General features: G+C 67.5%; 25 protein-coding genes. 19 read left to right on the top strand and 6 right to left on the bottom strand.

Going from position 1 to position 25191, the window contains the following annotated elements; genetic code table 11:
- The first annotated feature begins 23 nt into the window (after positions 1-23).
- The 7 genes from ACT3UQ_RS15410 (at position 24) to ACT3UQ_RS15380 (ending at position 10467) form a co-directional block, all read left to right on the top strand.
- A complete protein-coding gene (locus ACT3UQ_RS15410) occupies positions 24-1352 on the top strand; it encodes a DUF4872 domain-containing protein (RefSeq protein WP_444637464.1) in 1329 nt (442 codons plus the stop codon).
- 145 nt (positions 1353-1497) lie between these two features.
- Positions 1498-2649: a GuaB3 family IMP dehydrogenase-related protein gene (locus ACT3UQ_RS15405; protein ID WP_105553087.1), complete on the top strand. Its 1152-nt coding sequence runs from the start codon at positions 1498-1500 to the stop codon at positions 2647-2649.
- A gap of 180 nt (positions 2650-2829) precedes the next feature.
- On the top strand, positions 2830-3618 hold the full coding sequence (locus ACT3UQ_RS15400; RefSeq protein ID WP_444637463.1) for an SURF1 family protein: 789 nt from the start codon (positions 2830-2832) through the stop codon (positions 3616-3618).
- A gap of 36 nt (positions 3619-3654) precedes the next feature.
- Positions 3655-4119: a DUF3817 domain-containing protein gene (locus tag ACT3UQ_RS15395; RefSeq protein WP_096283031.1), complete on the top strand. Its 465-nt coding sequence runs from the start codon at positions 3655-3657 to the stop codon at positions 4117-4119.
- 149 nt (positions 4120-4268) lie between these two features.
- Positions 4269-5855 carry a glutamine-hydrolyzing GMP synthase gene (gene guaA / locus ACT3UQ_RS15390; protein WP_105553345.1) on the top strand — a complete coding sequence of 529 codons (1587 nt, stop codon included), beginning with the start codon at positions 4269-4271 and terminating at the stop codon, positions 5853-5855.
- Positions 5856-6076: 221 nt separating this feature from the next.
- Positions 6077-10171: a DNA helicase gene (locus tag ACT3UQ_RS15385; RefSeq protein ID WP_444637462.1), complete on the top strand. Its 4095-nt coding sequence runs from the start codon at positions 6077-6079 to the stop codon at positions 10169-10171.
- Positions 10168-10467: a hypothetical protein gene (locus ACT3UQ_RS15380; protein WP_444637461.1), complete on the top strand. Its 300-nt coding sequence runs from the start codon at positions 10168-10170 to the stop codon at positions 10465-10467. The genes ACT3UQ_RS15385 and ACT3UQ_RS15380 overlap by 4 nt, the downstream gene beginning before the upstream one ends.
- Here the strand turns inward: ACT3UQ_RS15380 and ACT3UQ_RS15375 are convergent.
- Both ACT3UQ_RS15375 and ACT3UQ_RS15370 read right to left on the bottom strand, forming a co-directional pair.
- Positions 10464-11162 (bottom strand): RcpC/CpaB family pilus assembly protein, encoded by a 699-nt coding sequence (locus ACT3UQ_RS15375; RefSeq protein WP_444637460.1) that lies wholly within the window; start codon positions 11160-11162, stop codon positions 10464-10466. The two genes, ACT3UQ_RS15380 and ACT3UQ_RS15375, sit on opposite strands and share 4 nt — an antisense overlap.
- Before the next feature lie 64 nt (positions 11163-11226).
- Positions 11227-11844, bottom strand: coding sequence for a 5-formyltetrahydrofolate cyclo-ligase (locus ACT3UQ_RS15370; RefSeq protein ID WP_444637459.1), 618 nt, complete (start codon positions 11842-11844; stop codon positions 11227-11229).
- Positions 11845-11918: 74 nt separating this feature from the next.
- Here ACT3UQ_RS15370 and ACT3UQ_RS15365 point away from each other — a divergent pair, with 74 nt between their 5' ends.
- Together ACT3UQ_RS15365 and ACT3UQ_RS15360 are read left to right on the top strand one after the other, a co-directional pair.
- Positions 11919-12536: a GNAT family N-acetyltransferase gene (locus ACT3UQ_RS15365; protein ID WP_105553082.1), complete on the top strand. Its 618-nt coding sequence runs from the start codon at positions 11919-11921 to the stop codon at positions 12534-12536.
- Positions 12537-12718: 182 nt separating this feature from the next.
- On the top strand, positions 12719-13498 hold the full coding sequence (locus ACT3UQ_RS15360) for a hypothetical protein (RefSeq protein ID WP_444637458.1): 780 nt from the start codon (positions 12719-12721) through the stop codon (positions 13496-13498).
- Between the two features lie 61 nt (positions 13499-13559).
- On the opposite strand, the gene ACT3UQ_RS15355 is transcribed toward ACT3UQ_RS15360, so the two are convergent.
- Complete coding sequence (locus ACT3UQ_RS15355; RefSeq protein WP_444637457.1) at positions 13560-14060, bottom strand: Lrp/AsnC family transcriptional regulator; 501 nt, start codon at positions 14058-14060, stop codon at positions 13560-13562.
- Between the two features lie 112 nt (positions 14061-14172).
- On the opposite strand from ACT3UQ_RS15355, the gene ACT3UQ_RS15350 reads away from it, so the two are divergent.
- The 4 genes from ACT3UQ_RS15350 (at position 14173) to ACT3UQ_RS15335 (ending at position 17685) form a co-directional block, all read left to right on the top strand.
- Positions 14173-14646 (top strand): NUDIX hydrolase, encoded by a 474-nt coding sequence (locus tag ACT3UQ_RS15350; RefSeq protein ID WP_105553079.1) that lies wholly within the window; start codon positions 14173-14175, stop codon positions 14644-14646.
- Positions 14647-14684: 38 nt separating this feature from the next.
- A complete protein-coding gene (locus tag ACT3UQ_RS15345; RefSeq protein WP_444637456.1) occupies positions 14685-15512 on the top strand; it encodes a glycine betaine ABC transporter substrate-binding protein in 828 nt (275 codons plus the stop codon).
- Positions 15513-15579: 67 nt separating this feature from the next.
- A complete protein-coding gene (locus tag ACT3UQ_RS15340) occupies positions 15580-16800 on the top strand; it encodes a pyridoxal phosphate-dependent aminotransferase (protein WP_444637455.1) in 1221 nt (406 codons plus the stop codon).
- Positions 16801-16821: 21 nt separating this feature from the next.
- Positions 16822-17685 (top strand): PPK2 family polyphosphate kinase, encoded by an 864-nt coding sequence (locus ACT3UQ_RS15335; RefSeq protein ID WP_105553077.1) that lies wholly within the window; start codon positions 16822-16824, stop codon positions 17683-17685.
- 4 nt (positions 17686-17689) lie between these two features.
- Here the strand turns inward: ACT3UQ_RS15335 and ACT3UQ_RS15330 are convergent, their stop codons facing one another.
- From ACT3UQ_RS15330 to xseA, 3 genes are read right to left on the bottom strand one after another with little or no spacing between them, the layout of a single operon-like run.
- A complete protein-coding gene (locus ACT3UQ_RS15330; RefSeq protein ID WP_444637454.1) occupies positions 17690-18409 on the bottom strand; it encodes a ZIP family metal transporter in 720 nt (239 codons plus the stop codon).
- Between the two features lie 48 nt (positions 18410-18457).
- Entirely contained in the window at positions 18458-18685 is a 228-nt protein-coding gene (locus tag ACT3UQ_RS15325; protein ID WP_096283043.1) for an exodeoxyribonuclease VII small subunit, read from the bottom strand.
- A gap of 9 nt (positions 18686-18694) precedes the next feature.
- Positions 18695-19963 carry an exodeoxyribonuclease VII large subunit gene (gene xseA / locus ACT3UQ_RS15320; RefSeq protein WP_444637453.1) on the bottom strand — a complete coding sequence of 423 codons (1269 nt, stop codon included), beginning with the start codon at positions 19961-19963 and terminating at the stop codon, positions 18695-18697.
- A gap of 373 nt (positions 19964-20336) precedes the next feature.
- On the opposite strand from xseA, the gene ACT3UQ_RS15315 reads away from it, so the two are divergent.
- The 6 genes from ACT3UQ_RS15315 to ACT3UQ_RS15290 all read left to right on the top strand — a co-directional run bounded on the left by ACT3UQ_RS15315 (position 20337) and on the right by ACT3UQ_RS15290 (position 25182).
- A complete protein-coding gene (locus tag ACT3UQ_RS15315) occupies positions 20337-21431 on the top strand; it encodes an SH3 domain-containing protein (RefSeq protein WP_444637452.1) in 1095 nt (364 codons plus the stop codon).
- A 99-nt stretch (positions 21432-21530) separates the two neighbouring features.
- A complete protein-coding gene (locus ACT3UQ_RS15310) occupies positions 21531-22625 on the top strand; it encodes a 4-hydroxy-3-methylbut-2-enyl diphosphate reductase (protein WP_096283046.1) in 1095 nt (364 codons plus the stop codon).
- Between the two features lie 46 nt (positions 22626-22671).
- Positions 22672-23757 carry a redox-regulated ATPase YchF gene (ychF, locus tag ACT3UQ_RS15305; protein ID WP_096283047.1) on the top strand — a complete coding sequence of 362 codons (1086 nt, stop codon included), beginning with the start codon at positions 22672-22674 and terminating at the stop codon, positions 23755-23757.
- Between the two features lie 33 nt (positions 23758-23790).
- Positions 23791-24072, top strand: coding sequence for a type II toxin-antitoxin system RelE/ParE family toxin (locus ACT3UQ_RS15300; RefSeq protein WP_028850008.1), 282 nt, complete (start codon positions 23791-23793; stop codon positions 24070-24072).
- On the top strand, positions 24059-24361 hold the full coding sequence (locus ACT3UQ_RS15295) for a HigA family addiction module antitoxin (protein WP_044496365.1): 303 nt from the start codon (positions 24059-24061) through the stop codon (positions 24359-24361). Before ACT3UQ_RS15300 ends, ACT3UQ_RS15295 begins: the two co-directional genes overlap by 14 nt.
- On the top strand, positions 24358-25182 hold the full coding sequence (locus tag ACT3UQ_RS15290; RefSeq protein ID WP_444636009.1) for an alpha/beta fold hydrolase: 825 nt from the start codon (positions 24358-24360) through the stop codon (positions 25180-25182). The genes ACT3UQ_RS15295 and ACT3UQ_RS15290 overlap by 4 nt, the downstream gene beginning before the upstream one ends.
- Positions 25183-25191: the final 9 nt, after the last annotated feature.

Below are 25191 nucleotides of genomic sequence, written 5' to 3'. Positions count from 1 at the left end.
ATCCGTGAACGAAGGACATTATCTTGGCACAACCCGCGAATCTGAAGAAGCTCGCCCGCGAACGCATGGAACGTACCGGGGAGAGCTATACGACCGCGCGCAAGAACATCCTGACCGACAAGCCCGAAGGCCCCAAAGCCGTGCGCGCCGCTGCCGCCCGTAACTACGCCAAGGAAGCACGGGATGCCAGGGCGGCAGAGAAAACCGGCAAGAAGCCCAAGCCGGCCCCTGCGCCACCACCGGCCACCTCACCGGAGGAGGAGCTTCCCGAATACCCGGCTCCGACCGACGTTGTGCAGTACGACGCGGGCCTCTGGCATCGGGTGTTCACCCAGGCCGGAGTGACCAATCCCGCCACCGGAGAACCGATGAGCGAGGCCCTGCTGGCCGGTCTGGCCGGAGGCATCGGCTTCATGGTCTTCACCTTCGAGTACGAAGAGGTGACCACCGCGACCATCGTGACCCGCGCACATCCCGAGCCGTACACGCAGAACCTGCTCACCCGCAGCGGGGCGAAGGTCAACGAACGCACCACCGGTTCGGCGCAGCGCGCCGCCGAATATCTGGACCACGCGCTGGACGCCGGACGCGCGGTAGTCGTGCGCGTGGCCGTCGGCGCCCTGCCCTGGATCGAATCCAGCGAGGTCGACGAGGCCGAAACCATCGACCTGGCCATCGTCGGCGAACACGAGGATGACCTGCTCGTCGACGACGGATCGGGCTCGCTGATGCCGATCAGCCCGAGCGACCTGGCCGCCGCCCGCGCCAAGCGCAAGAAGGAAAAGCACTGGCAGGCGTGGATCCCTTCGCGCCGTTCGCCCAAGCTTGAAACGCTCACCGCCAATGTGCTCGAGGCGATCACCGAAACCAACGGCCGGCTGCTGGGCACCGCCGAGCTGAAGGGGATCCCGGTGCATTTTGCCAACCGCTTCGGCATCGCCGGCATGCACACCTGGGCCGAACGGCTGCGCGACACCAGCACCAAGAAGGGCTGGACGCAGATCTTCGCCGATCCGCAGCGCTTAAGCGCGGGGCTGGCCCAGCTGCACGGTTTCATGACCGATACCCGCTTCGGTGGATTCGGCGGCCTGCGCGGGCTCTACGCGGACTTCCTCGACGAATGCGCGGAACTTCCCGGCTTGGAACCGCTGGCAGAGCACGCCGCGGATTACGCGCAGCTCAGCGCCGACTGGATCGACCTGAGCGAAATGATCGATCCGGACGTGGATCCCGAAGCCCGCAGCGAGCTCTTCGGGCGCATGGCCGATCAGATGGAACGCATCGCGCAGGCCGAGGAACGCGCCGCCACCGCCCTGGCGGGCACCCTGGCCACGCTGAATCCGGCCGGCTAAGCCGGAATCCGCCCGCCCCGGCGCGCGGAAAGCGGTGAGCTTGCTCACCGCTTTCTCCCGGAATCACGCCCCGTGCCTGTATTGGTGCGGGGCGTGCCGTGCGAGATAAAGCGGGAATCTGCGCGGAACTTGGTAACCTTGTCTGGTGAGTAACGAGATTGAGATCGGCCGTGGCAAGCGGGCCACGAAGGCATATTCCCTGGACGACGTAGCGATCGTACCGAATCGCCGCACCCGTGATCCCAAGGACGTTTCGGTGTCCTGGCAGATCGACGCCTTCCAGTTCAACACCCCTATCCTGGGCGCACCGATGGATTCGGTGACCTCCCCGGCCACCGCCATCGCGTTGGGCAAGCTCGGCGGCTTGGGCGTGCTGAACCTCGAAGGGCTGTGGACGCGCTACGAAAACCCCGAACCGGTGCTCGCCGAAATCGCTGGGCTGAAGTCCGAGGCGTCGGTCCGCAACGATTCGAAGATCACCGCGAAGCTCCAGGAGCTCTACGCGGCGCCGATCCAGCCGGAGCTGATCAGCTCCCGGCTCTCCGAGATCCGCGACGCCGGCGTGGTCGTGGCAGGCTCGCTGACCCCGCAGCGCACCCAAGAGCACTACAAGACCGTGCTCGATGCCGGCGTTGACATCTTCGTCATCCGCGGCACCACGGTCTCTGCCGAGCACGTCTCGCAGACCACCGAACCACTGAACCTTAAGCAGTTCATCTACGAGCTCGACGTCCCGGTCATCGTCGGCGGCGCGGCCGGCTACACCCCGGCCATGCACCTGATGCGCACCGGCGCGGCCGGCGTGCTGGTCGGCTTCGGCGGCGGCGCCTCCTCGACCACCCGGCGCACCTTGGGCATCCACGCCCCGATGGCCACGGCCATCGCCGATGTGGCAGCGGCCCGCCGCGACTACATCGAAGAGACCGGCGGACGCTACGTGCACGTGATCGCCGACGGCGGCCTGGGCAACTCCGGGGACATCGTCAAGGCGGTCGCCATGGGCGCCGACGCGGTGATGCTCGGCACCGCCCTGGCGCGTGCCGAAGAGGCTCCCGGCGCCGGATTCCACTGGGGCATGGAGGCCGTGCACGAGGCCAGCCCGCGTGGCGACCGCGCGCAGATCGGCACCGTCGGCACCCTGGAGAACGTGCTCTTCGGCCCGTCCCACGAGACCAACGGCACCTCCAACCTGGTCGGTGCGCTGCGCCGCTCGATGGCCACCACCGGCTATTCGACGCTCAAGGAATTCCAGCGCGTCGACGTGGTTCTCTCGCCCTACGAGTCGGACCGCTTCTAAGCTCCTTGCACCGCAGTCCCGCCACGCCGAATCTTTGGCGCGGCGGGACTGCGGCGTTTAACCTGCCCCTCAACGAACGAGGAGGCAAGATGGTTCCCGAAGTGCGCAAGCTATCGGGTTAGGCCAATCTCACCCCGTGCCCAGTGGAACTTCTACAAGCAATCGAAGTACGGTTAGAGTGTGCTGAAAACCGCTCTGAAACCCAAATGGATCGCCGCATTGCTCGGTGCGTTGCTCGTGGCCACCGGATTCGTGGCCCTCTCGGGCTGGCAATTCGGGGCTTCCTCCACCGAACCGGCCGTCAAGATCGACGAAACCGAGGTTCCGGTCCCGCTGACCGAGCACTACACCCCGGGCGTGGAGATGCTAGGCACCAAATCGGATCAGATCGTCACCTTCTCCGGCGAATTCCTTCCCGGCACCGACGTGCTGGTCGAGGGCCGCGTGGACGATGACCGCCTCGGCAGTTGGGTGGTAACGGCCTTCGCCGTGGACGGCGCACCGGATGGCGAGGCGATGGCCGTGGTCCGCGGCTGGCAGCCGGAAACCGGCACCCCGTCCGCGGCTCCCGAGGGCTCGGTGGAAATCACCGGGCGCCTGCTGCCGCCGGAAGGCCCGGAGCTGAACCATGATGTGCGCAACCCGGCGCTGGCCACCCTGTCCACCGCGCAGCTGGCCAACATCTGGGACCAGAACCTGTACTCCGGGTTCGTCACCGCACATGCACTGAGCGTCGACGGCCAGCCGGCCGCCCAGCCGGGCATCGATGCGATCTACGTCGGTCCGCAGCCCCAGGAGCCGCAGATCAACTGGCTGAACGTCTTCTACGGCATCGAATGGGTCGTCTTCGCAGGCTTCGCCTTCTTCCTCTGGTACCGGCTGGTGCGCGATGATTACCAGCGCGGCATGGACGAGATCGCCGAAGCCGCCGCGCAGACCGCCGCCCGCGAGAAGCACCTAGAGAACTAGCCCCCACCTCCCACCTTCGGAAAGGACTCCTTGCAGATGTCCAGCACCACTCCCGCCGCCCGCCCCCGCAAATTCGGCGGCACCCCGGCCCAGATCCGCTCGGCCGCCATCTTCTACAAGGTGTTCGCCTACGCCACCGGCGTGATGCTGCTGCTGCTGGTGGCGGAAATGATCTTCAAGTACTTCTGGCAGCTGGAGCTGTTTGTCGGCGGCGAATTGCTGGGCGGCACCGCCAACACCATTTCGATGCTCAACCGCGCCGAAATCAGCGGGGGAGTGAACATCTCGCTGGGCATCCTGATCGTGCACGGCTGGATGTACGTGGTCTACCTGTTCGCCGACTTCCGCCTCTGGTCGCTGATGCGCTGGCCATTTAGCCGCTTCATCACCATCGCCCTGGGCGGGGTGATCCCGTTGCTCTCCTTCTTCACCGAACGCACGGTGCACGCCGAGGTGGACGCCGAGCTGGCCGCCCACCCCAAGGCCGCCAAACGCTACTAGGCTGATCCGCAGCATCCCCGTCACGCATCGCCGTGGCGGGGATTTTTGCTTCCCGCGCCCGATGCGTGCGCGCCGCCTCATGCTCCGGGTGACGCTGATGACACGTCATGCGCTATTTCGCGCCCGGCGAACCGCGTAGACTAGAGCTCGTGACTACTGCTCCCCTCACCCCAGAACATAAGCCGGTTCTGGTCGTCGACTACGGGGCCCAATACGCGCAGCTCATCGCTCGCCGCGTACGTGAGGCCCGTGTGTACTCGGAGATCGTTCCGCACACCCTGTCCACCGAAGCCATCCTGGCCAAGAACCCTGCAGCGATCATCCTCTCCGGTGGTCCCTCCAGCGTTTACGCCGAGGGTGCGCCGAGTGTTGGTGCAGACCTCTTCGAAGCCGGTATCCCGGTCCTCGGTATTTGCTATGGCTTCCAGGCCATGGCAAACGCTTTGGGCGGCACCGTCGCGGAGACCGGCCTGCGCGAATACGGTTCGACCCAAACCACCTTCAACGGCGATGCCCGTTCGCTGCTCGCCGGTGCCGACAAGGCACCGAACGTGTGGATGAGCCACGGCGACTCCGTCTCCGAGGCACCTGCAGGCTTCGAGGTGCTCGCCACCACGGCAGGCGCCCCGGTCGCCGCCTTCGCCAACGAGGCCAAGCGCCTCTACGGCGTGCAGTGGCACCCGGAGGTCAAGCACTGCGAGTTCGGCCAGGACATCCTGGAGAACTTCCTCTACAACGGTGCGGGACTGAAGGCCGACTGGACCGCCGGCAACATCGCCGAGGAGCAGATCGAGCACATCCGCACCCAGGTCGGCGACGGCAAGGCCATCTGCGGCCTGTCCGGCGGCGTTGACTCGGCCGTGGCCGCAGCCCTCGTGCAGCGCGCCATCGGCGACAACCTCACCTGCGTGTTCGTCAACCACGGTCTGCTGCGCGAAGGCGAAGCGGAACAGGTGGAGAAGGACTTCGTCGCCGCCACCGGCGCGAAGCTCTACATCGCCGACGAACGCGAACGCTTCTTGACCGCGCTGGACGGGGTCACCGACCCGGAGACCAAGCGCAAGATCATCGGCCGCGAATTCATCCGTGCCTTCGAGGCCGCGGAGATCGCGATCCTGAAGCAGGAAGCGGGCAAGGGCGAACCGGTCAAGTTCCTCGTCCAGGGCACGCTGTACCCGGACGTCGTCGAATCCGGCGGCGGCGAAGGTGCCTCCAACATCAAGAGCCACCACAACGTCGGCGGCCTGCCCGAGGACCTGGACTTCGAGCTTGTCGAGCCGCTGCGCACCCTGTTCAAGGACGAGGTCCGCGCCGTGGGCCGCGAGCTCGGCCTGCCCGAGGAAATCGTGGGACGCCAGCCGTTCCCCGGCCCGGGACTGGGGATCCGCATCATCGGTTCGGTCAATGAGGAACGCCTGACGCTATTGCGCAAGGCCGACGCCATCGCCCGCGCCGAGCTGACCGCGGCCGGCCTGGACGAGGAAGTCTGGCAGATGCCGGTCGTCCTGCTGGCCGACGTGCGCTCGGTGGGTGTCCAGGGCGATCACCGCACCTACGGCCACCCGATCGTGCTGCGCCCGGTCTCCTCCGAGGATGCGATGACCGCAGACTGGTCGCGCCTGCCCTACGACCTGCTCTCGAAGATCTCGAACCGCATCACCAACGAGGTGGACGGGGTCAACCGCGTGGTACTGGATGTTACCTCCAAGCCACCGGGAACCATCGAGTGGGAGTAATCCCACAGCACTAGCTGGCACGGGTCCGCCCGTGGCCGCCAAGCGGAACCGCCTCACCTGCAGCGCCCCTAGGGGACCTTCGGTGAGGTCCGGTTCCGCTTGCCGGGTTTAAAACGTGTTTCGCGCCCCGGTTCTCACCGGTGCGTGCACTACGTTAGGAAGGAGGCGCGCTGTCATTGTGGCGCGCCGTGATGGTCGGTTCAGTGAAGGGAATAACTGTCGTGACTAGTGGCCAAAATGCTGCTGCCGAGCGCGTCGCCACCTGGGTGAAATCCCTGGGCCAGAGTGCCGGCGCCGACACCACCTTGCGATTTGCGCCGTCGATGTCGAACAGCATCGACATCACTCACGCAAATCCATCGGGTTTGGCCCAGTTTCTTGCAGGTCGGCGCACCCGCCTGTCCACCTTGCTGCATGATGCGGAGCAGTTTGCCGCCGCGCGGCGCACCGCACGGGCGCTGAGCGCCAAAACCGCCGAGCTCTGGGAAGAGCGGGGCATCGACGTGGGCTACCTGGCCGCCGGTGTCGCCAATTGGCGTGCCGTGCACGAGGGCAAAAGCGAACCGGTATCCGCCCCGATCATGCTCGGCCGGATCACCCTGACCAAGCACCTGGACCACGACGACTACGACGTGCAGCTGGTAGGCCGCGCGGAGATTTCCCCGGCCTTCGTAAGGCAATTCGAATCCGACCACGAAGCCCGCATCGACGTGGACGCGGTGGACGCCGCCGCCTACTCCATCGCCCGCTTCGACCCGGTCCGCGGCATGGACGCACTGCGCCAGCAGCTCTCCGAGGTTCCCGGCGTGGTCATCGGCCACCGCCTGCTGGTCTCCACCTTCTCCGATCTGATCGACCCGGCCGACCCGGCGAAGCTCACCGGCTCGCACCCGGTGATCGAGGCGCTGATCCGCGCCGAGGAAAATGCCGGCGAGCCCGCCGAAGCCGAGCCAGCCGCGCCAGCCAAGGCTCCGGCGGACGCGGACTCCGAGACGCCAACCGAGGCGGAACCCGAAGGCAAAACCGAAGAGCCGGGCGGCTCGCGGCTGCGCCGCGTCGCCAGCCTGATCAAGGACTCCTCCAAAACCCGGCGCTCCGGCGAGCCGAGCGCTCCGGCGCCGGGCGGCTCCACCCGCAAGGTGCACACCGGAACCAGCGTGCTGGCCAAGAACAGCGACGAACGCGACCCGGCCGAAGAGCTCTACCTGCTGGACGCCGACGAGTCCCAGGCGCGCATGCTGGACTACATCTCCTCGGGCGAATCGGTGAGCATCAACGCCGCCGCCGGCACCGGGGCCACGCAGACCGCGCTGAACGCCGCCGGCCTGCTCGCCGCCCAGGGCAAGCGCGTGCTGGTCGTCGCCGAGCAGCGTTCGGCCGCCGAGGAATTCGTGCGCCGCTTCAACGAACAGCTCGACGCCGGCAGCCTGCTGCTGGAACCCAACGAGGACCCCGAGGCGCTGCGCAATCTGCTGATCCGCGCGATCCTGCGCAACGAACGCGCCACCGAACCGCAGCTGGGCAGCCTGCTGGAAAAGCTGCGCGCAAGCCGCAATGCGCTGCACGAGCACGTCAAGTCGCTGCATTCGGTGCGCAGCCGCTGGGGCTGCTCGCCCTACCAGGCGATGCAGGAGCTGGCCCGGCTCACCTCGCTGGACCCGGCCCCGTCCACCACCGTGCGGCTCAAACGCTCGGTGCTCGACTCCATGGGCCAGCGCGGCCACGTCGCCGCGCAGCTCAAGCGCGCCGCGCAACTCGGCGCCTTCTCCAAATCGCACACCACCAGCCCCTGGTTCGGCGCGCCGCTGCGCAACCAGGAAGCCACCGAGCAGGCGCTCACCCTGGCCAGCGGGCTGGGCCGGGACCTGCCGATCCTGCACGAGCACATGCAGAAGATCGCCGCGCAGTCGCAGATCCGCCTGGAGGACAGCTACGACAAGTGGGGGGACCAGCTCCAGCTGCTGGTCGCCGTGCGCGGTTCGCTGGACAAGTTCGAAGCGGACATCTTCGAAGGCGAGATCGACGACCTGATCGCCGCGACCGCCTCCAGCGCCTGGCGCCGCGAGCACGGGGTGGAGATGGGTTCCATCGTCCGCTCCCGGCTGCGCAAGATCGCCAAGGAGTACGTGCGCCCCGGCATGCATGTCTCCGATCTGCAGGCGGCCCTGCAGGCGGTCTCCGTCCAGCGCGACGCCTGGCGGATCTACGCCACCAGCCAGCGGAACCCCGCGGTTCCCGGCGGGCTGCTGGATGTGGAAGCCGGATACCACGACGCCGGCGCGCGGATCGACAAGCTCGCCGCGGTGCTGCCGGCCCAGCTCGGTGCGCGGCTGCGCGAAATGCCGATCGCCACGCTGCTGGACACCATCGCCGCGCTGGTCGACCGCAAGGAAGACCTGGCCGAGCTGCCCGAACGCACGCTGATCGCCGAACAGCTCTCCGAGGGCGGGCTGTCGGATCTGCTGGCCGACTTCGCCGAACGGGAAATCGACGCGGATGCGGTGGACGCCGAGCTCGAGCTCGCCTGGTGGCAGTCGGCGCTGGAGGCGATGATCTCCGGGGACGACTTCCTCGCGATGAACGACGGCGCGAAGCTGGAGAAGATCGAGGCGGACTTCCGGCTGGCCGACGGGGCGCATATCGCCTCGGGCCCCTCCCGGATCCGCTGGGCGCTGGCGCGCAATTGGAAGGCCTCGCTGGCCGACCACCGGGCCGCCTCCAAGGCGCTGCGCGGCATCCTGAAGGACGGCACCCCCACCGTCGCCGGCCTGCTCGACTTCGGTCCGGCGCTGGTCAACTCGCTGACCCCGGTGTTCGTTTCGGCTCCGCTGCTGCTGGGCAGCGCGCTGCCGGCAGACACCGAATTCGATGCGGTGATCCTGCTGGAGGCCAACTACCTGACGCTGCGCGAGGTGCTCGATGCGGTGCGCCGCTCCAAGCAGGTCATCGCGATCGGCGATGAGATGCTCGGCGGCCCGAAGACCTTCGAGGTGTCGGTGGACCCCACCGCGCGGCTGAAGGAACGCAAGCCCGGGCTCTCCGCGCTCACCGCGCTGAACCGCGTGCTGGTCACCGGCACCCTGTCCACCGTGTACCGCGGCATCGACGAGGGGCTGGTCGAGCAGCTCTCGAACACCTACTATGATTCGGCCATCTCGCGGCTGCCGGTGGCCGTGACGATCACCGGAAGCAGCCCGCGGCTCACCGGGGTGTACGTGCCCGATGCCACCGGAACGCTGTCCAGCAGCGAGGAGGGCGTGCAGACCACCGCCGCGGAGGTCGCCAAGGTCGTGGACCTGGTCTTCGCGCACTTCGCCGCGCACTCCACCGAGTCGCTCGCGGTGATCGCCTCGAACCGGGCCCATGCCGCGGCCATCGCCGAGGCGATCCGCGTGCAGCTGCCCAACCACAAGTACGCGATGAACGCGCTGCGCTCCAAGGTCGAACCCTTCGTGGTGACCACCATGGACCGGCTGATCGGGGTGCGCCGCGACGCGGTCATCTTCGCCTGGGGCTTCGGGCGGACCCCGCACGGCAAGACGCTGCACGAATTCGGTGCGCTTTCCCGCCCCGGCGGGGAGCAGCTGTTCGTGTCCGCGATGACCCGTTCGCGCAAGCGGATGACCCTGGTGTCCGGGCTGCTGCCCAGCGATGTGGATCTGGACCGGGTGTACCGCGGGGCGCGGCAGTTCTTCGAGCTCTTCGGCCGCGTGCAGGCCGGGGATTCCGGCGTCAGCTCCATGCGCAGCCCGCGTTTCGACGCGCTCGTCTCCGATCTGGCCCGGCGCCTGCGCGAACGCGGCGCGATCGTGGCCGAGGACTACCGCGGGGTACTGGATCTTTCGGCCCACGCGCTGGATATGGACGGGGCGGGCGCCGTGCGCCCGCTGGCCGTGGTCTACGACGGCACCGAGCACTATGCCGGGCTGACCGTGCGCGAACGCAGCCGGCTGCGCCCGGAATTCTTCGAGAACCACGGCTGGCGCTACGTGCCGCTGTGGACCATCGACGTGTTCACCGACCCTGCCTCGGTCACCGACCGGCTGGCCCGCAGCCTGGAGCTGAGTCCCGCCGCCTCCGCGGCGACGCACACCGGGCCGCGCACCCGGGTGCCGATGGCCCCGCCGGTCTCCGCAAGCTCCGTCACCGCCGACCCGCCGGCCGCGAAGAAACCTGCGGCCAAGCCGGCGGAGCAGCCAGCGCAGAAGCCAGCGCCGAAACCGGCGGCCGCGCAGCCCGCCGAGGAGGCCGTGCCGACTCCCGCGCCGATCCCGGCGCGCGCGGAAGGCGCAGAGCCGAAAACCGACGGGAAATGAGCAAGCAGCCGGCCGGCAAGCCAGCTGGCCGGGCGAAGCGTCCGCGCGTCATCGCCCCTCCCCAGCAGCTGAGCGTCAAGGCCGAACTGACCGGCAGCTATGCGCCGGTGCCCGCCACCGAATCGGTGGATCGGGCGCTGGCCGCAAGCCGGGACGGTTCCGCGCCAGCCGCCGAGCAACCGCAGAACCCGCTGGACGAGCTGCGCGCCAAGGACGATGACCCGCGGATGTGGGGAGAGCCGGACGAGGACCTGGCCGAAGCGATGAAGCGGGACAAGCCGCCGCACTGGGGCTAGTTCACCAGCACCGCGGAGACCTTGCCGCGCGAAACCGCCCCGGCCAGCTCGTCGGAGCGGGCATTGGCGGCGGCGACCACGATGATCCCTTCGCCGGGCGTGCTGGCGGCGCTGAACATTCCCAGCTCTCCGCCGCTATCGCTGCTGGGCACCCAGAGCACCGGCACCGCGCGGGCGATGGTGCGCGAACTGATCTGCTGCTCGAACCCGTCCCCGGTGGTCAAGACGATATCCACCAGCTGGCCCGGATGAATCAGGGTCACCGTCGCCGGATCGCTGAGCCGGATGGGCACCGCGACGGTCCCGGCGGCGGAACCGGTGAGCAGATTCGGCCCGACCAGCAGGTGCTCGCGCAGCACCGTGCCCGCGGGGACCGCTACCGCCAATCGTTGGCCGAGCACCGCGGCCGGCTCGCTGATCACCTGCCGGTCATCGGGGGCCAGCGGAACGCTTTGCACCTCGATCTGCTGCGCGCTCACCGTGCGCCCGGCGGCGATATCCGCCAGCGCGACCACCACCTGCCGCTGGGCCAGCTGCCCGGTGGCCAGCACGTTCAGCGCCGCGGCCAACGCCAGCAGGGTGAAGGCCAGCGCCAGCGGCTTGCGGTAGCGGCGGAACAGCTCGCTGCGGCTGCGCGCCGCACGGATCCGGGGCCGCGGAATCACCGGGGTGCGGCGTGGGGATAAATTGCTCATGCCCCCAGCAAAACCCCGCCCGGCACGCTCGCCGCGCGCCCGGCGGCGAACTGTGGGCAACCGGCTAGGGGTCGATGGTGTGCACCAGCTCCGGGGTGATCACCAGGTCCACCGGGCGGTCGTGCGCGTCGACCGGGAAATGTCCGGCGGGCACGTACTCGTCCGCGTAGACCAGTGCGGCGATCCGGGTGGCCTTGTCCGCCACCTGCGGCAGGAAGCGGTCGTAGTAGCCGCCGCCCTGGCCCAGGCGCAGGCCGTGCTCGTCGACCAGCAGCGCGGGGATGAACAGCGTGTGCACCGTGTCGAAGAGCCGCGCGCCGTGGCGTTCGCCCACCGGCTCGCGCACCGGGGCCCGCGCGCTGTCCACCAGCTGCACCTCGGGGGTCCAATGCGCCCAGCGCAGCTGGTATTCCGGTTCGCACACCGGCAGGTAGACCTCGATGCCCGCCTGCACCAGCCGGGGCAGCAGCACCGAGGTGTCCGGTTCATCGGGCATGGACAGGTAGAGCCCGACCCGGGTGACGGTTCCGGTGGAGGAGTCCAGGTAATCGAGCACGCGCGCGGCGAGCTGTTCGGCCAGCAGCGCCGAGCTGTTCTCGGTGATCTTCCGGCGGGCGGCCCGCACGGCGGCGCGCCGGGCCTGCTTGCTCTCGCCCGGCGGTGGGGAAGTGGCTGCATTCATGGTTTTACTCTACGCGCCACCCGCGCCGTGGGTCATAAAAGTGCAGGTGAGCTCCGCGGGGATACGATATGTGCATGCTGAGTTTTCTGCGCGGAAAAGCCGCGTTGCCCGAGTTGTCCTCCTCGCGCTTGCTGCTTCGCGAGCTGCTGCTGCGCGATCAGGAGCAATGGCTTGCCCTGCGCTCGGCGAACGCGAGCTGGCTCAAGCCCTGGGACCCGACAAATCCCTTGGGCCCGCCGGAGCCGATGAGCTTCCGGCAGCTGCTCGTCGCCAAGCGGGCCGCGGCGCGCGAGGGCACCGGGTACTCCTGGATTATGACGCTGCCGCAGCTGCACCGAGCACACCCGCCGATCATCGGGCAGATTTCGGTCAGCGGGATCCAGTACGGGGCGGCGCGCTCCGCCTCGCTGGGCTATTGGATCGACGGCGCCCATGCGGGTTACGGGTTGGTCCCGGAGGCCTGCGCGCTGGTGATCGATTACTGCTTCCAGGACTTGGCGCTGCACCGGATGGAGATCAACATCCGCCCGGAGAACGCCCCGAGCCTGCGCGTGGTGGACAAGCTGGGCTTCCGCGACGAGGGGCTGCGCAAGGGGTTCCTGCATATCGACGGGCAATGGCGCGACCATCGAACATTTGCACTAAACCGCGAGGAGCTGGATTCCAGCATGCTAGAACGCATCTACGAATAAAGCGGTGCGCCCGTTGGCCGAAAGCCCGCTGCGGGCCCAGAAGTGCCCATCACTTGCGAATTCTTGCGGACACACCGAGAAATTTGCCCGTCGATGCACCCGGCGTTGCATAGTGTTGACCGAGGAAGCTAACTATTCGGCTTCCACCTGATCTGACCGTTCAAACGGTGTTGGAGGACCCCATGGCTGGCACGTCACAGAGCGAAACGCGAGCGCAGTCTGCCGAGAGCGGACTCAAGATACGTGTGCGCTATGGGCGGTTGGCGGTGGCGGTGCTCGGCCTGTTGGCGGTGCTCGCCACGCTTCTCGGCCTCGTGCTGGCGCCCTTCACCGCGCTGAGCTTCTCCGCCGTGGGCATCTTCTTCGCCATCGCCCTGGCGTCGGTGGCCACGCTGCGCGCCCTGGCGGTGCGCGATCGCAACCGCAAGCTGCTGGCGCATCTGCAGGCCACCCGCGAGCAGGCCCTGCAGACCCCGGCCTTCGCCGACGAGGCGAACCAGGTGATCACCCGCAAGTCGGGCGAGGATGAGGTTTTCGACGCCCGCCCGGGTTCGGCCCGGCGCGCCCCGGCGATCACCGCCGAGGAACTGCGTGCCGAGGCGGTGCGCGTGGCCCGCGGGGACGGCGGCGTCAAGCAGCCGGCCACCTGGGAGCCGACCAATGTGCCCAAGCCCACCTACGTGGAGGTGCGCGAGGCGACGCAGCGCGAAATCGTCGCCCGGGTACGTCCCGAGCCGATCCCGGTCTCCGAACCGCTGCGCCCGACCAAGCACATCAGCCTCAAGGCCGCCGAGGGCGCGAAGCGCCTGGCCGCCGAGGTCAGCGCAGAAGAACGCGCCTCGATCGCCAGCGTCGTGGCCAAGGCCGAAGCCCCTGCGCCGGCGGAAAAGCCGGTCGAAGCCCCGGCAGCGAGCAAGCCGAAGCTGAACCTGGACGCCGTGATGCAGCGCCGCCGCGCCTAGCACACCATATGACGAAGGCCCGCATCGACAAGGATGCGGGCCTTCTGCTATGCCGGTGGGACTAGAGCTCGCCGAAGGGCAGCGGACCGCGGTTTCCCAGCTGGTGGTCGAAGACGAGCGTGGTTTCGGTGTGCCCGACCGATTCGTCGGTGGCCAGGTTGTCCAGCACCCAGTCGCGCAGCGCCTCGGTGGAGCAGACCGCGATATGCAGCAGGTAGTCGGTGCCGCCCGAGACATGGAACATCGAGAGCACCTCGGGCAATTGCGGGATGCGCTGGCGGAAGGTGTCGATCTTCTCGCGGTCGTGGGCGCGCAGCTTGACCGAGATCAGCGCCTGCACGGTGCGCCCCACCGCGGCCAGCGAAACCTCCGCGTGGTAGCCGGTGAGGATGCCGCGGTCCACCAGCGAGCGGGTGCGCAGCAAGGCGGTGGACGGGGCGATGCCCGCGCGCTGCGCGAGCGTCGCATTGGAGATGCGGGCATTGCTGACCAGCTCGTCGATGATGATTCGATCGATCTCGTCCAGATCGGTGCCGAAGGAAGACTCTGCGTGCGATGACATAAGAATATTTCACCATACCCGCCGCGGTTCGTTGAAATGTTTGGCGGTTTTCTGCTTCGCCTCAGCCCGCAGATCCCGCCTCCGGTGGCGCCCGGCCGATATATTGGGGCCTATGACACGACGTTCCGAAACCACCGGTGAACCCTTCGACACCCGCCTGGCGGCCTACGCCCTGGTGGAGCACGAGTCCAAGGTGCTGCTCACGCTGTGGGATATGCGTCATCGCGATGCCAGATTCACCCCGCGCTGGTCCTTGCCCGGGGGAGGGGTGGACCTGGGCGAACAGGCCACCGACGGGGTCATCCGCGAGGTCTACGAGGAGACCGGCTACCGGGTGGGCCAGCTCTCCCTGCTCGATGTCAGCACCGGCATCATCCCCGCCGCGAAGCGCTACTCCGGGGATGGGCACCCGATGCAGACCGTGGCGGTGACCTACCGGGCGCGGCTGCTCGGCGGCCAACTGCGCCACGAGCAGGACGGCTCCACCAGCGAAGCGGCCTGGTTCACCCGGGAGGAAATCCTGGGGCTGAACCGCATCGAACGAGTGGACAGCATCCTGCGTTTGACCTCGCCCGGCGTGCGCTAGCGCAAAAGCAAGACCCGCTGGCCTAGAATTCAGGGGAGATGAATTTAGCTAAAATCACCACCGCCGGCGCGCTGGCCCTCGCCGCGACGCTGACGCTGTCCGCCTGCACGAGCCAGTCCCCGGAGCCGGTCGAAGAATCCAAGGGGATCGAGCTCTCCCTGTCCGCCGGGACGGACCCCACCCAGCGCGCGCTGGGAAAGATCTATGCCGAGGCGCTGCGTGCGGCCGGCTACCAGGTCACCGAGCTCCAGCCGAGCACGGATCCCTACCAGCAGGTGCTCGACGGCAACGCCGACGTGGCCCTCGCCGAGTCCACCGCAGCCGAGCTGCGGGCGGCCACCGCCGGAACCGCGGCGCGCAGCCTGGCCGCCAGCGGCACCAATGGCTCCGCGGTCCTGGTGATGAGCGCCGCCGAGGCCAAGCACCATGCGGTGGATTCGGTGCCCAGCCTCGCCGCCGCCTGCCCGGAGCTGAGCTTCATCGGCGCCCAGCCGGCCAGCGACCAGCTGCTGGAAGCCCTGGAAGACGCCGGATGCGCCAAGCCCGAGGTGAAAACCGTGGCCGCGGAGCAGCTGCCCGGGCAGCTGCGCGCCTCGCTGGATCGGGTGCTGGTGCTCGGGGCCGCCGATGCGATCATCGGCGACGAGGGCTTCTACATCGTCCCGGGCAGCGAGGAGATCTTCGCGGACGCGCCGCTGGTGCCGCTGGCCGGTGCGGACCTCGACGAGCCGGCGCAAAACGTCGTGGACCAAGTCAGCGAGCAGCTGGACCAGGAGGCGCTGATCGGCATCAACCGGATGGTCAGCGGAGCCGACGCGCTGGACCCGGAAACCGCCGCCACCCGGTACAAGCTGCTGAACAACTAACCACGGCGGGTGTTCATGCGCCGACAAGAAGGCGCGCGCCCCGCCCCAATCATGAGAAAGTGTACCCATGGCAGAATTCAAGCAATCCTCGAAGCTCCACAACGTGCTCTACGACATTCGCGGGCCACTGCTTGAGCACGCCCAGCGGATGGAATCCGAGGGGCACCGCATCCTGAAGCTGAACATCGGCAACCCGGCGCCCTTCGGCTTCGAGGCGCCCGACGCGGTGCTGGTGGACATGATCCGCAACCTGCCCAACGCGCAGGGCTACTCGGACTCCCGCGGCATCCTCTCGGCGCGCACCGCCGTCTCGCAGTACTACCAGACCCGCGGCATCCAGACCATCGGGGTGGACGACGTCTACCTGGGCAACGGGGTCTCCGAGCTGATCACGCTGTCGCTGAACGCGCTGCTGAACAACGGCGACGAGGTGCTGATCCCGGCGCCGGACTACCCGCTGTGGACCGCCTCGGTCTCGCTGGCCGGCGGCACCCCGGTGCACTACCTGAACACCGAGGAAGAGGGCTGGCTGCCGGACCTGGCCGATATGGAAGCGAAGATCACCGATCGCACCAAGGGCATCGTGGTCATCAATCCGAACAACCCCACCGGCGCGGTCTACCCGAAGCAGACCCTGGAGGGGATCCTGGAGCTGGCGCGCAAGCACAACCTGATCGTCTTCTCCGACGAGATCTACGAGAAGATCCTCTACGATGATGCGGTGCACATCAACACCGCGGCGCTGGCCGACGACGTGCTGGTGCTGACCTTCTCCGGGCTGTCCAAGGCCTACCGGGTCTGCGGCTTCCGCTCCGGCTGGATGGCCATCTCCGGGCCCAAGCACCTGGCGAAGGACTACGTGGAGGGCATCAACCTGCTCACCAACATGCGCCTGTGCGCCAATGTGCCCGGGCAGCACGCGATCCAGACCGCGCTGGGCGGCTACCAGTCCATCGATGACCTGATCCTGCCCGGCGGCCGGCTGCGCGAACAGCGCGACGCCGCCTACGACCTGCTCCAGGCGATTCCGGGGGTGAGCGTGCAGAAGGCCAAGGGCGCGCTGTACATGTTCCCGAAGCTGGACCCCGAGGTCTACCCGATGCACGACGACGAGAAGTTCGCCCTGGAACTGCTCAAGGCGCAGAAGATCCTGATCACCCAGGGCACCGCGTTCAACTGGCCGGCCCCGGACCACTTCCGGCTGGTCACCCTGCCGGCGGTGCGGGATCTGAAGGACGCGGTGGGCCGCATCTCGGCTTTCCTCGAGGATTGGCGCGCCCGGGCCTAGGCCTGGCGCTAAGCTGAAGCGATGAGCGAATATCCACAGAATCTGCTGGCCCGGCTTCGCGTGGTCGGCGAGGTCGACCTGTCCCAGCGCGCCACCGGCGAACCCGACTGGTGGCCGAAGGACGCCCCGCGCAGCAAGCGCAAGGCGGCCAAGCGGCTGGAGGCCATCGCCGCGGAGCTCACCGAGCTGCAGGAGCGGCTATTCGCCTCCGCGCTGCACGGGCAGCTGCGCGACTCGCTGCTGCTGGTGCTGCAGGGCATGGACACCGCGGGCAAGGGCGGGATCGTGCGCCACGTGATGGGCTTGTTCGACCCGCAGGGCGTGGACCACCACGCGTTCAAGGCACCCACCGACGAAGAGCAGGCCCACGATTTCTTGTGGCGCGTTCAGCAGCGGCTCCCCGGGCCCGGGATCATCGGCGTCTTCGACCGCTCGCACTATGAGGACGTGCTGATCCACCGGGTGCAGAAGCTCAGCAGCACTCAGCAGATCGAGGCGCGCTACCCGAAGATCGTCGACTTCGAGCACGCCCTGCACGAACGCGGAATCCACCTGCACAAGGTGATGCTGCATATCGGCCCCGCGGAGCAGTACGCGCGGCTGAGCGAACGGCTGGATCGCGAAGACAAGCACTGGAAGTATTCCCCGGCCGATGTCGAGGACCGGCTGCTCTTCGCCGAATACCAGCGCGCCTACGAGCTGGCCATCGAACGCACCGCGACGGTGGATGCGCCCTGGTATGTGATCCCGGCGGATCAGAAATGGCGGGCGCGGCTCTGCGTGGCGGAGCTGCTGCTGCACACCCTGCGGGAGATCGACCCGCTCTGGCCGAAGGCCGACTTCGACGTCGCCGCCGAACGCAAGCGCCTGGACGCGACCAAGTAGGAGCTCAGCCGACGGCATGCACCGCGAAGGCGGTGAGGAAGCCGGCGGTGGCGATCAACCCGGTGAAGTCGTGCTCCACGGCCCAGGCCTCGGGGATCATCGTATCGGCCACCATGGTCAGGATGCCGCCGGCGGCCAGCGCGATCGCGAAGGCGGTCCACCCCGGATCGGTGAGCGAAAGCAGGGCGAACCCGGCCCAGGAGGCCACCCCGGCGACCAGCGTCACCGAGCCCCAGAGCAGGAAGATGCCGCCGGCCTTCTTGCCCGACTGCTTCTGCTGCGCCGTGCTGGCCAGCGCTTCGGGAATGTTGGAGATGAAGATGGCGACGAGCATCGCCGGATTCACCGCGCCTCCGGCGACCAGCCCGACACCCAGGGCCACCGATTCGGGGATGCCGTCGATCAACGCCCCGACGGCCAGCGCATTGCCCGAGGCCGAGGCGGAACCCGGGGCGCGGGAGCGCTTGGCCACGATCCGGTTCGCGAAGAAGTAGAGCAGCGCGCCGCAGATCAGCCCGAGCGCGGTGACCAGCAGCCCGCCGGTGGCGTAGGACTCGGCGACCAGCTCGAAGGCCAGCGCGCAGATCAGCACGCCCGCGCCGAAGGCCATGATCCCGGCCACGGCAGCCCGCGGAAGTTTCAGCCACCAGCCCGCCGCGGCGCCCAATAAGAGCGAGGCCCCGGAAACCAGACCCCAGATCAGTGCCCACCAAGCCATGCTCATAATGCCCAGCGTAGCCAAGATACTGGCCGCTGGGCAGGCAAGAGCGGACTAGTCGGCCGAGTTTTCCACCCGGCGGCGGGCCTGGTCCAGGCGTTCGGAGACGCCGTTGAGCCAATTCTCGCAGTGCGCGGCCAACGCTTCGCCGCGCTCCCACAGCGCCAGCGAGGCTTCCAGCGGCACGCCGCCGGTCTCCAGCTGATTGACCACCGCCATCAGTTCTTCACGGGCCTGCTCATAGGAGAGCTGTGCGATATCTTCGGGGATTTGCTCGGTCATGGGGTTTCCTTAAAGTGCTTCGGTGGCCGGTGCGGCCGGGAAAATTTCGTCGACGGTGGCGCTCAGCTTGCCGGCGGCCACGCGGATGCGCAGGCCCTGGCCGGGCTGCAGCTCCTCGGCGGTGCGCACCACCGTGCCATCGGCAAGCTGGGTGACCGAATAGCCGCGGTCCAGGGTCTGCTGCGGGGAGAGCGCACGCATCTGCGCGCGCAGATGGCCCAGCTCATCCCCGGCGCGTTGCACCCGGTGGCGGATCAGCGCCATCGAGCGTTCCCGCCAGCGCCCCAGATCCTCGGCGCGCGCGTCGATCATGGCCTGCGGATTGGCCAGCACCGGGCGCTGGCGCAGCGCCGTGATGGTCTGCGCCTCGCGCTGCAGCAGGTTGTTGATCGCCCGGTCCAGGCGTTGGCGCGAGAGCTCGATGCCGGCGAACTCCTCGTTCAAATCCGGGACGATGCGCTTGGCCGCGTCCGTCGGCGTCGAGGCGCGCAGATCGGCCACATCGTCCAGGATGGGCCGGTCCGCCTCGTGCCCGATCGCCGCCACCACCGGGGTGGTGGCGGCGAAGACGTCGCGGATGAGTTCTTCGTTGGAAAAGGGCAGCAGATCCTCCAGTGCGCCGCCGCCGCGGGCGATCACGATGACCTCGACGTCCGGGTCGGCGTCCAGCTCGGACAGCGCGGCACGCACCTGGGCGACCGCGTCGTTTCCCTGCACCGCGGTGTTGATGATGCGAAAGCGCACCGCAGGCCAGCGCAGCGTCGCGTTGCGCACCACGTCCTTCTCGGCGTCCGAATCGCGGCCGGTGATCAGCCCGATGGTGCGAGGCAGCACCGGCAGCGGCATTTTATGCTCCATCGCGAACAAGCCCTCGGCGCCCAGGGCCTGGCGCAGGCGTTCGAGCCGCGCGAGCAGTTCGCCCAGGCCCACCGGGCGCAGGTCGGTGGCGTTCAGCGAGAGCCGCCCGGTTTTCGCATACAGGCTCGGCTTGACCCGGGCGACCACGCGTGCGCCGACCTCCGGGGTGGATTCCAGCTTGCGCATCACCGAGGACCAGACGGTCACCGAGAAGGAGTTGTCCGCGTCCACATCGCGCAGCGTCAGATAGCCGTGGCCATTGCGCACATTCGCTTCGAGCAGCTGGCCCTCCACCCAGGTGACCGGGGAGTTCTCGATGTGGATCTTCAGTTTTTCGGTCAGTATGCGCAGCGGCCACGGGTTTTCGGCACTGGTCTCCGCGGCCGTTGCCGGCATGGTGCGCGGCGCTTCTGGTGGCATGGGTCCTCTCCTGCATAACCGGGGCCCGTCCGTGATTAAACGTGCCGGTGGCTCATGAGAGACTATCGCACAATGCCGACGATTTGCCGGATTGCAGGGTGCCCGCCGGGGTGCGCGAGCGGCGGTGCCAGGGTCACAATCCGGGCAAAAAATGACGGATTTTCATGCCGCGCAGGCGGTGCGCGGCGCGTTTTTCAACGATTGGGATAATCCTGCCTCAAGCCGTTGTCCGCCTTCGGGCGGGGGAGGACACTGAGCGGTAATTGGGGAAAATTACATAGAGAGATGCAGAATCATGCGGTGGCCATTGGGGAAGAAAAATCTTGTTCGTTCGTCCACCGCGACCTGTTTGGCCTTGGGATTACTGGTGGGCATGGCGCCTCTGGCCGCCGCGGCGGCAGCCCCCGCGAGCGCGGCCATCGCTGTGGCCGCGGAGCTGTCCATCGACCTGCCGGCCAAGGTACGCACCACCGACAACCTCAATCTGCGCACCGGCCCGTCCACCGCCTATCGGATCCGGATCTCGATCCCCAAAGGCACCGCGGTCCCGGTCTCCGGGCGCGCCTCCAACGGGTGGTACAAGGTCAGCTACGCAGGGCATACCGGCTACGTCAGCGGATCCTACGTAGTCGCCGCCACGGTGCGCACCCTGGACAGCCTGAATCTGCGCAGCGGAGCGTCCACCTCGTACAGGATTCTGGTGACCATTCCGCGCGGGAGCACGATCCCGGCCTATGCACGCGCGGGCAACGGATGGTACAAAGTCAGTTATGCCGGGCGCACCGGCTGGGTCAGCGGTAGCTATGTCACGACCTATCCGAAGCCGCCGGCGGCCCCGCAGTCCACCGGCCCGAATCGGACCAGCCGGGTGGTGCTGACCTTCGACGACTGCCCGAGCAGCCTGAGCTCCTTCAACTCGGTCATTTCCTATGCGGCGACCAACAACATCGGCCTGGTGCTCGCTCCGACCGGTAATTGCCTCGGCTCCTACAAATCGCGCTACGGCGTGGACCTCGCGGCGCTGGCCCGGGCCAAGGGGCAATGGGTCATCAACCATTCGATCAGCCATCCGGACCTGCGTCCGCTGTCCTGCCTGCAGGCCGGCGCCCAATTGAGCGGCAGCGGAGTGCATACGAACTTCGGCCGGCCACCCTACGGCGCCATCGATGCCAGCGTGCGCTGCGGCTACGACAGCCGCGGCATGGGAATCTGGACCTGGACGCGGGACACGCGGGACTGGGAGGCGAAATCCAAGTCGATCACCGTGGCTCGGGCCGGCGCGGCAGTCCCCGGGGACACGGTGCTGATGCACATGCAATGGTACGGATTCTCACCCGATGCGCTGAAGCAGATCAAGGCCAGGCTGGCGCAGCGCGGGGTGAACGTGTGCCGTGCCTATCACGGGACCGATGGCGTCGGCGCCGTGGTGCGCACCCCGGTCAGGCTGCCGAGTTCCCTGCCTTGCTAGCAGCGATTACGGCCACGGAGGCAGATCTCACAGCCCGTTAAGGGTGGCGCGCATCATATGAGCATGCGCTAACTTGCGCCGGGTTCGTAGACTAGAGATATGGCTACTTCCACTTCTGTCCCGGTCTCGTTGCCGATCCCTCGGATTCCGCGTATTCGCCGCACTCCCGAGCAGATCGCCGCAGCCTCCTCGCAGGTCACCGAACGCAAGGTGCTGCTCGCCGCCCCGCGCGGCTACTGCGCCGGCGTGGACCGCGCGGTCATCGCGGTGGAGAAGGCCCTGGAGCACTACGGGGCCCCGGTGTACGTGCGCAAGCAGATCGTGCACAACGTGCATGTGGTCTCCGAACTCGAATCCCGCGGCGCGATCTTCGTCGAAGAGAACGAAGAGGTGCCCACCGGCGCGCTGGTGGTGTTCTCCGCCCACGGCGTCTCCCCGGCGGTGGTGCAGTCCGCCGAGGACCGCGGCCTGCGCACCATCGACGCGACCTGCCCGCTGGTCACCAAGGTGCACCGCGAGGCCGTGCGCTTTGCGAAAAACGACTACGAAATCCTGCTGATCGGCCACGAAGGCCACGAAGAGGTCGAGGGCACCTACGGCGAAGCGCCGGAGGTCACCACCATCGTGAACAACCCCGAAGAGGCCGACACCGTGCAGGTGAAGGACCCGGACAAGCTCATCTGGCTCTCGCAGACCACGCTGAGCGTGGACGAGACCATGGAGATCGTGCGCCGGCTGCGCAAGCGCTTCCCGAACCTGCAGGATCCGCCCAGCGATGACATCTGCTACGCGACCACCAACCGGCAGGCGGCGATCAAGGAGATCGCCCCGAGCTCGGAGCTGGTGATCGTGGTCGGTTCGGCCAACTCCTCGAACTCGGTGCGCCTGGTCGAGGTTGCGCTGGATCACGGGGCGAAGGCGGCCTACCGGGTGGACTTCGCCAACGAGGTGGACGAGACCTGGTTCGAGGGCGTGTCCAGCATCGGGGTCACCTCCGGCGCCTCGGTGCCCGATGTGCTCGTCCAGGAGGTGCTGGCCCTGCTCGCCGACTACGGTTTCACCGACGTCGCGGAGGTCACCACCGCCCAGGAGGACATCATCTTCTCGCTGCCCAAGGAAATCCGCGGCAAGCTCAAGGAATCCGGCGACGACGCCCGGGCCCTGGGCGGACGGCGCTCCTCAGAAACCCGCTAAGCACTTCATTTCCCGCATCTCCTAAGCAAAGGTAGAATTTCCTCCCGTGGCTCTTACTATCGGAATCGTCGGACTGCCCAACGTCGGCAAGTCCACCATGTTCAACGCGCTGACCCGTGCCCAGGTACTGGCGGCCAACTACCCGTTCGCGACCATCGAACCCAATGTGGGCGTCGTCCCGCTGCCGGACGCGCGGCTGAAGGTGCTCTCCGGAATCTTCGGTTCCGAGCGCATCCTGCCGGCCACCGTGTCCTTCGTGGACATCGCCGGCATCGTCAAGGGCGCCTCGGAGGGTGAAGGCCTGGGCAATAAGTTCCTCGCCACCATCCGTGAAGCCGACGCGATCTGCCAGGTCACCCGCGCGTTCGTCAACGACGACGTGATCCACGTGAACGGCAAGGTCGACCCGGCCTCGGATATCGAGACGATCGCCACCGAGCTGATCCTCGCCGATATGCAGACCATCGAGAACCAGCTGCCGCGCCTGGAGAAGGAGCTGCGCACAAAGAAGATCGAGAAGTCCTTCGTGGACGCGGTGCTCAACGCGCAGAAGATCCTCGAAGAGGGCAAGACCCTGTACTCCGCGGCCAAGACCGACGGGGTGGACCTCGAAGAGCTCGCCCCGATGCAGCTGATGACCACCAAGCCATTCATCTACGTGTTCAACACCGATGAAGCCGGACTGGCCGACACCGAGATGCAGGCCAAGCTTTCGGCGCTGGTCGCGCCGGCCGAGGCGATCTTCCTGGATGCGCAGTTCGAGGCCGAACTCGCCGAGCTGGAAGAAGACGAAGCCGAAGAGATGATGGAAGATGCGGGCATCGTCGAGTCGGGCCTGGGCAAGCTGGCTCGCGTCGGCTTCGACACCCTGGGACTGCAGACCTACCTGACCGCAGGCCCGAAGGAAACCCGCGCCTGGACCATCAACAAGGGCGCCACCGCTCCCGAGGCCGCCGGCGTCATCCACACCGACTTCCAGCGCGGCTTCATCAAGGCCGAGGTTGTGGGCTTCGAGGACCTGGTCGAGGTCGGCTCGATCGCCAACGCCAAGTCCGCGGGCAAGGCGCGCATCGAAGGCAAGGAATACATCATGAAGGACGGCGACGTGGTGGAGTTCAGGTTTAACGTATAGCGTTAATGACGGACTCCGTTATACACTGGTTTCGTGATCAGATCGTTCGGCAACAAGGACACCGAACGGCTGTGGCGTCGTGAGCGCGTGCGCTCGATCGATCCGAGGATCCATCGGGTCGCGCTGCGCAAGCTACGTCAGGTGGGGTCTGCAGAGTCTCTCGAGGACCTCCGCGTCCCGCCTGGCAATCGGCTCGAGGCGCTCAAGGGCGATCGGGTCGGGCAGCACAGCATCAGGATCAACGACCAGTGGCGGATCTGCTTCGTGTGGACCGACGCTGGACCAGAGGAGGTGCAGATCGTTGACTACCACTGACAGGATCGAGCCGATTCACCCGGGTGAGGTCCTCATGGAGGACTTCATCGAGGGCTTCGGCATCACACAGAACAAGCTCGCCGTGTCGATCGGCGTCCCGCCCCGGCGGATCAACGAGATCGTGCACGGCAAGCGGGGGATCACCGCAGACACGGCGCTGCGGCTCGCGAGGTACTTCGGCACGTCGGCCGAGTTCTGGATCAACCTGCAGAGCCACTATGAGCTCGACCGCGCCGAGGACGCAGCAGGTGAGCAGATCGCGGCGATCGCGCCGCTACAGGTCGCGTGACCAGCTGCGTCGTGCAACGCCCCGGAGGCGTCTGCATCGCGGTCACCGACCTCGGCGGCGACGGCCCTGTCGTCGTGCTGCTGCACGGGCTTGCCGGGAGCTCGCGGGAGTTGCTGCGCACGGCGCGAGCGTTGCAGGACCATCGGGTCCTGCTCGTGGACCAGCGAGGGCACGGTGCGAGCACGCGGCTTCCCGATGATCTATCCCGCGACGCCTTCGTCGGCGACGTCGTGGCGGCGATCGAGGAGCTCGCCCCAGGGAGTCGAGCGACGCTCGTCGGGCAGTCGATGGGAGCCCACACTGCTTTTCTCGCAGCAGCAGCGCGCCCAGACCTGGTCGAGGGGCTCGTGATGCTCGAAGGTCATGTGTCGGGGAGTGACGATCCGCGCGAGGCTGCTGGTCTCGGCGCGTACTTCGCGTCCTGGCCGGTTCCGTTCCGGGACGAGGCCGCTGCCCGCGAGTTCCTCGGTGATGACGCGATCGTTGATGCCTGGGTAGCGGATCTCCAGTCGACGGATGATGGGCTCGTCCCGCGTTTCGACGCCGCGGTCATGCAACGCACGATCGAGGCTGTGCATGAACCGCGCTGGGACGAGTGGGAAGCTCTGCAGGTTCCGACGCTCGCGATTTTCGCCAAGCACGGGATGTTCAGCGATGCCGACAAGGACGAGCTGATCCGGCGCAGGCCCGAGACGGTCAGAGTCGATCTCTCTGGCGGCAGCCATGATGCGCACCTCGACGCCTTCGACGAGTGGATCGACGTGCTTCGCCGCTGGTTATCTCGCGATCAGGCCAGCGACTCGCGGACCAGTGTCCGCTGAGGTTGTTAG

The organism is Glutamicibacter sp. AOP12-B1-11 (genome assembly GCF_052379245.1).
Taxonomy (GTDB): domain Bacteria; phylum Actinomycetota; class Actinomycetes; order Actinomycetales; family Micrococcaceae; genus Glutamicibacter.
This window is presented reverse-complemented; position numbering and strand designations above follow the sequence as displayed.

Excerpts from the sequence above, each read along its gene's own strand:
- ACT3UQ_RS15395 (WP_096283031.1), top strand. The coding sequence starts at position 3,655 with ATGTCCAGCACCACTCCCGCCGCCCGCCCCCGCAAATTCGGCGGCACC.
- ACT3UQ_RS15380 (WP_444637461.1), top strand. The coding sequence starts at position 10,168 with ATGAGCAAGCAGCCGGCCGGCAAGCCAGCTGGCCGGGCGAAGCGTCCG.
- ACT3UQ_RS15375 (WP_444637460.1), bottom strand. The coding sequence starts at position 11,162 with ATGAGCAATTTATCCCCACGCCGCACCCCGGTGATTCCGCGGCCCCGG.
- ACT3UQ_RS15370 (WP_444637459.1), bottom strand. The coding sequence starts at position 11,844 with ATGAATGCAGCCACTTCCCCACCGCCGGGCGAGAGCAAGCAGGCCCGG.
- ACT3UQ_RS15365 (WP_105553082.1), top strand. The coding sequence starts at position 11,919 with ATGCTGAGTTTTCTGCGCGGAAAAGCCGCGTTGCCCGAGTTGTCCTCC.
- ACT3UQ_RS15360 (WP_444637458.1), top strand. The coding sequence starts at position 12,719 with ATGGCTGGCACGTCACAGAGCGAAACGCGAGCGCAGTCTGCCGAGAGC.
- ACT3UQ_RS15355 (WP_444637457.1), bottom strand. The coding sequence starts at position 14,060 with ATGTCATCGCACGCAGAGTCTTCCTTCGGCACCGATCTGGACGAGATC.
- ACT3UQ_RS15350 (WP_105553079.1), top strand. The coding sequence starts at position 14,173 with ATGACACGACGTTCCGAAACCACCGGTGAACCCTTCGACACCCGCCTG.
- ACT3UQ_RS15345 (WP_444637456.1), top strand. The coding sequence starts at position 14,685 with ATGAATTTAGCTAAAATCACCACCGCCGGCGCGCTGGCCCTCGCCGCG.
- ACT3UQ_RS15340 (WP_444637455.1), top strand. The coding sequence starts at position 15,580 with ATGGCAGAATTCAAGCAATCCTCGAAGCTCCACAACGTGCTCTACGAC.
- ACT3UQ_RS15335 (WP_105553077.1), top strand. The coding sequence starts at position 16,822 with ATGAGCGAATATCCACAGAATCTGCTGGCCCGGCTTCGCGTGGTCGGC.
- ACT3UQ_RS15330 (WP_444637454.1), bottom strand. The coding sequence starts at position 18,409 with ATGAGCATGGCTTGGTGGGCACTGATCTGGGGTCTGGTTTCCGGGGCC.
- ACT3UQ_RS15325 (WP_096283043.1), bottom strand. The coding sequence starts at position 18,685 with ATGACCGAGCAAATCCCCGAAGATATCGCACAGCTCTCCTATGAGCAG.
- xseA (WP_444637453.1), bottom strand. The coding sequence starts at position 19,963 with ATGCCACCAGAAGCGCCGCGCACCATGCCGGCAACGGCCGCGGAGACC.
- ACT3UQ_RS15315 (WP_444637452.1), top strand. The coding sequence starts at position 20,337 with ATGGCGCCTCTGGCCGCCGCGGCGGCAGCCCCCGCGAGCGCGGCCATC.
- ACT3UQ_RS15310 (WP_096283046.1), top strand. The coding sequence starts at position 21,531 with ATGGCTACTTCCACTTCTGTCCCGGTCTCGTTGCCGATCCCTCGGATT.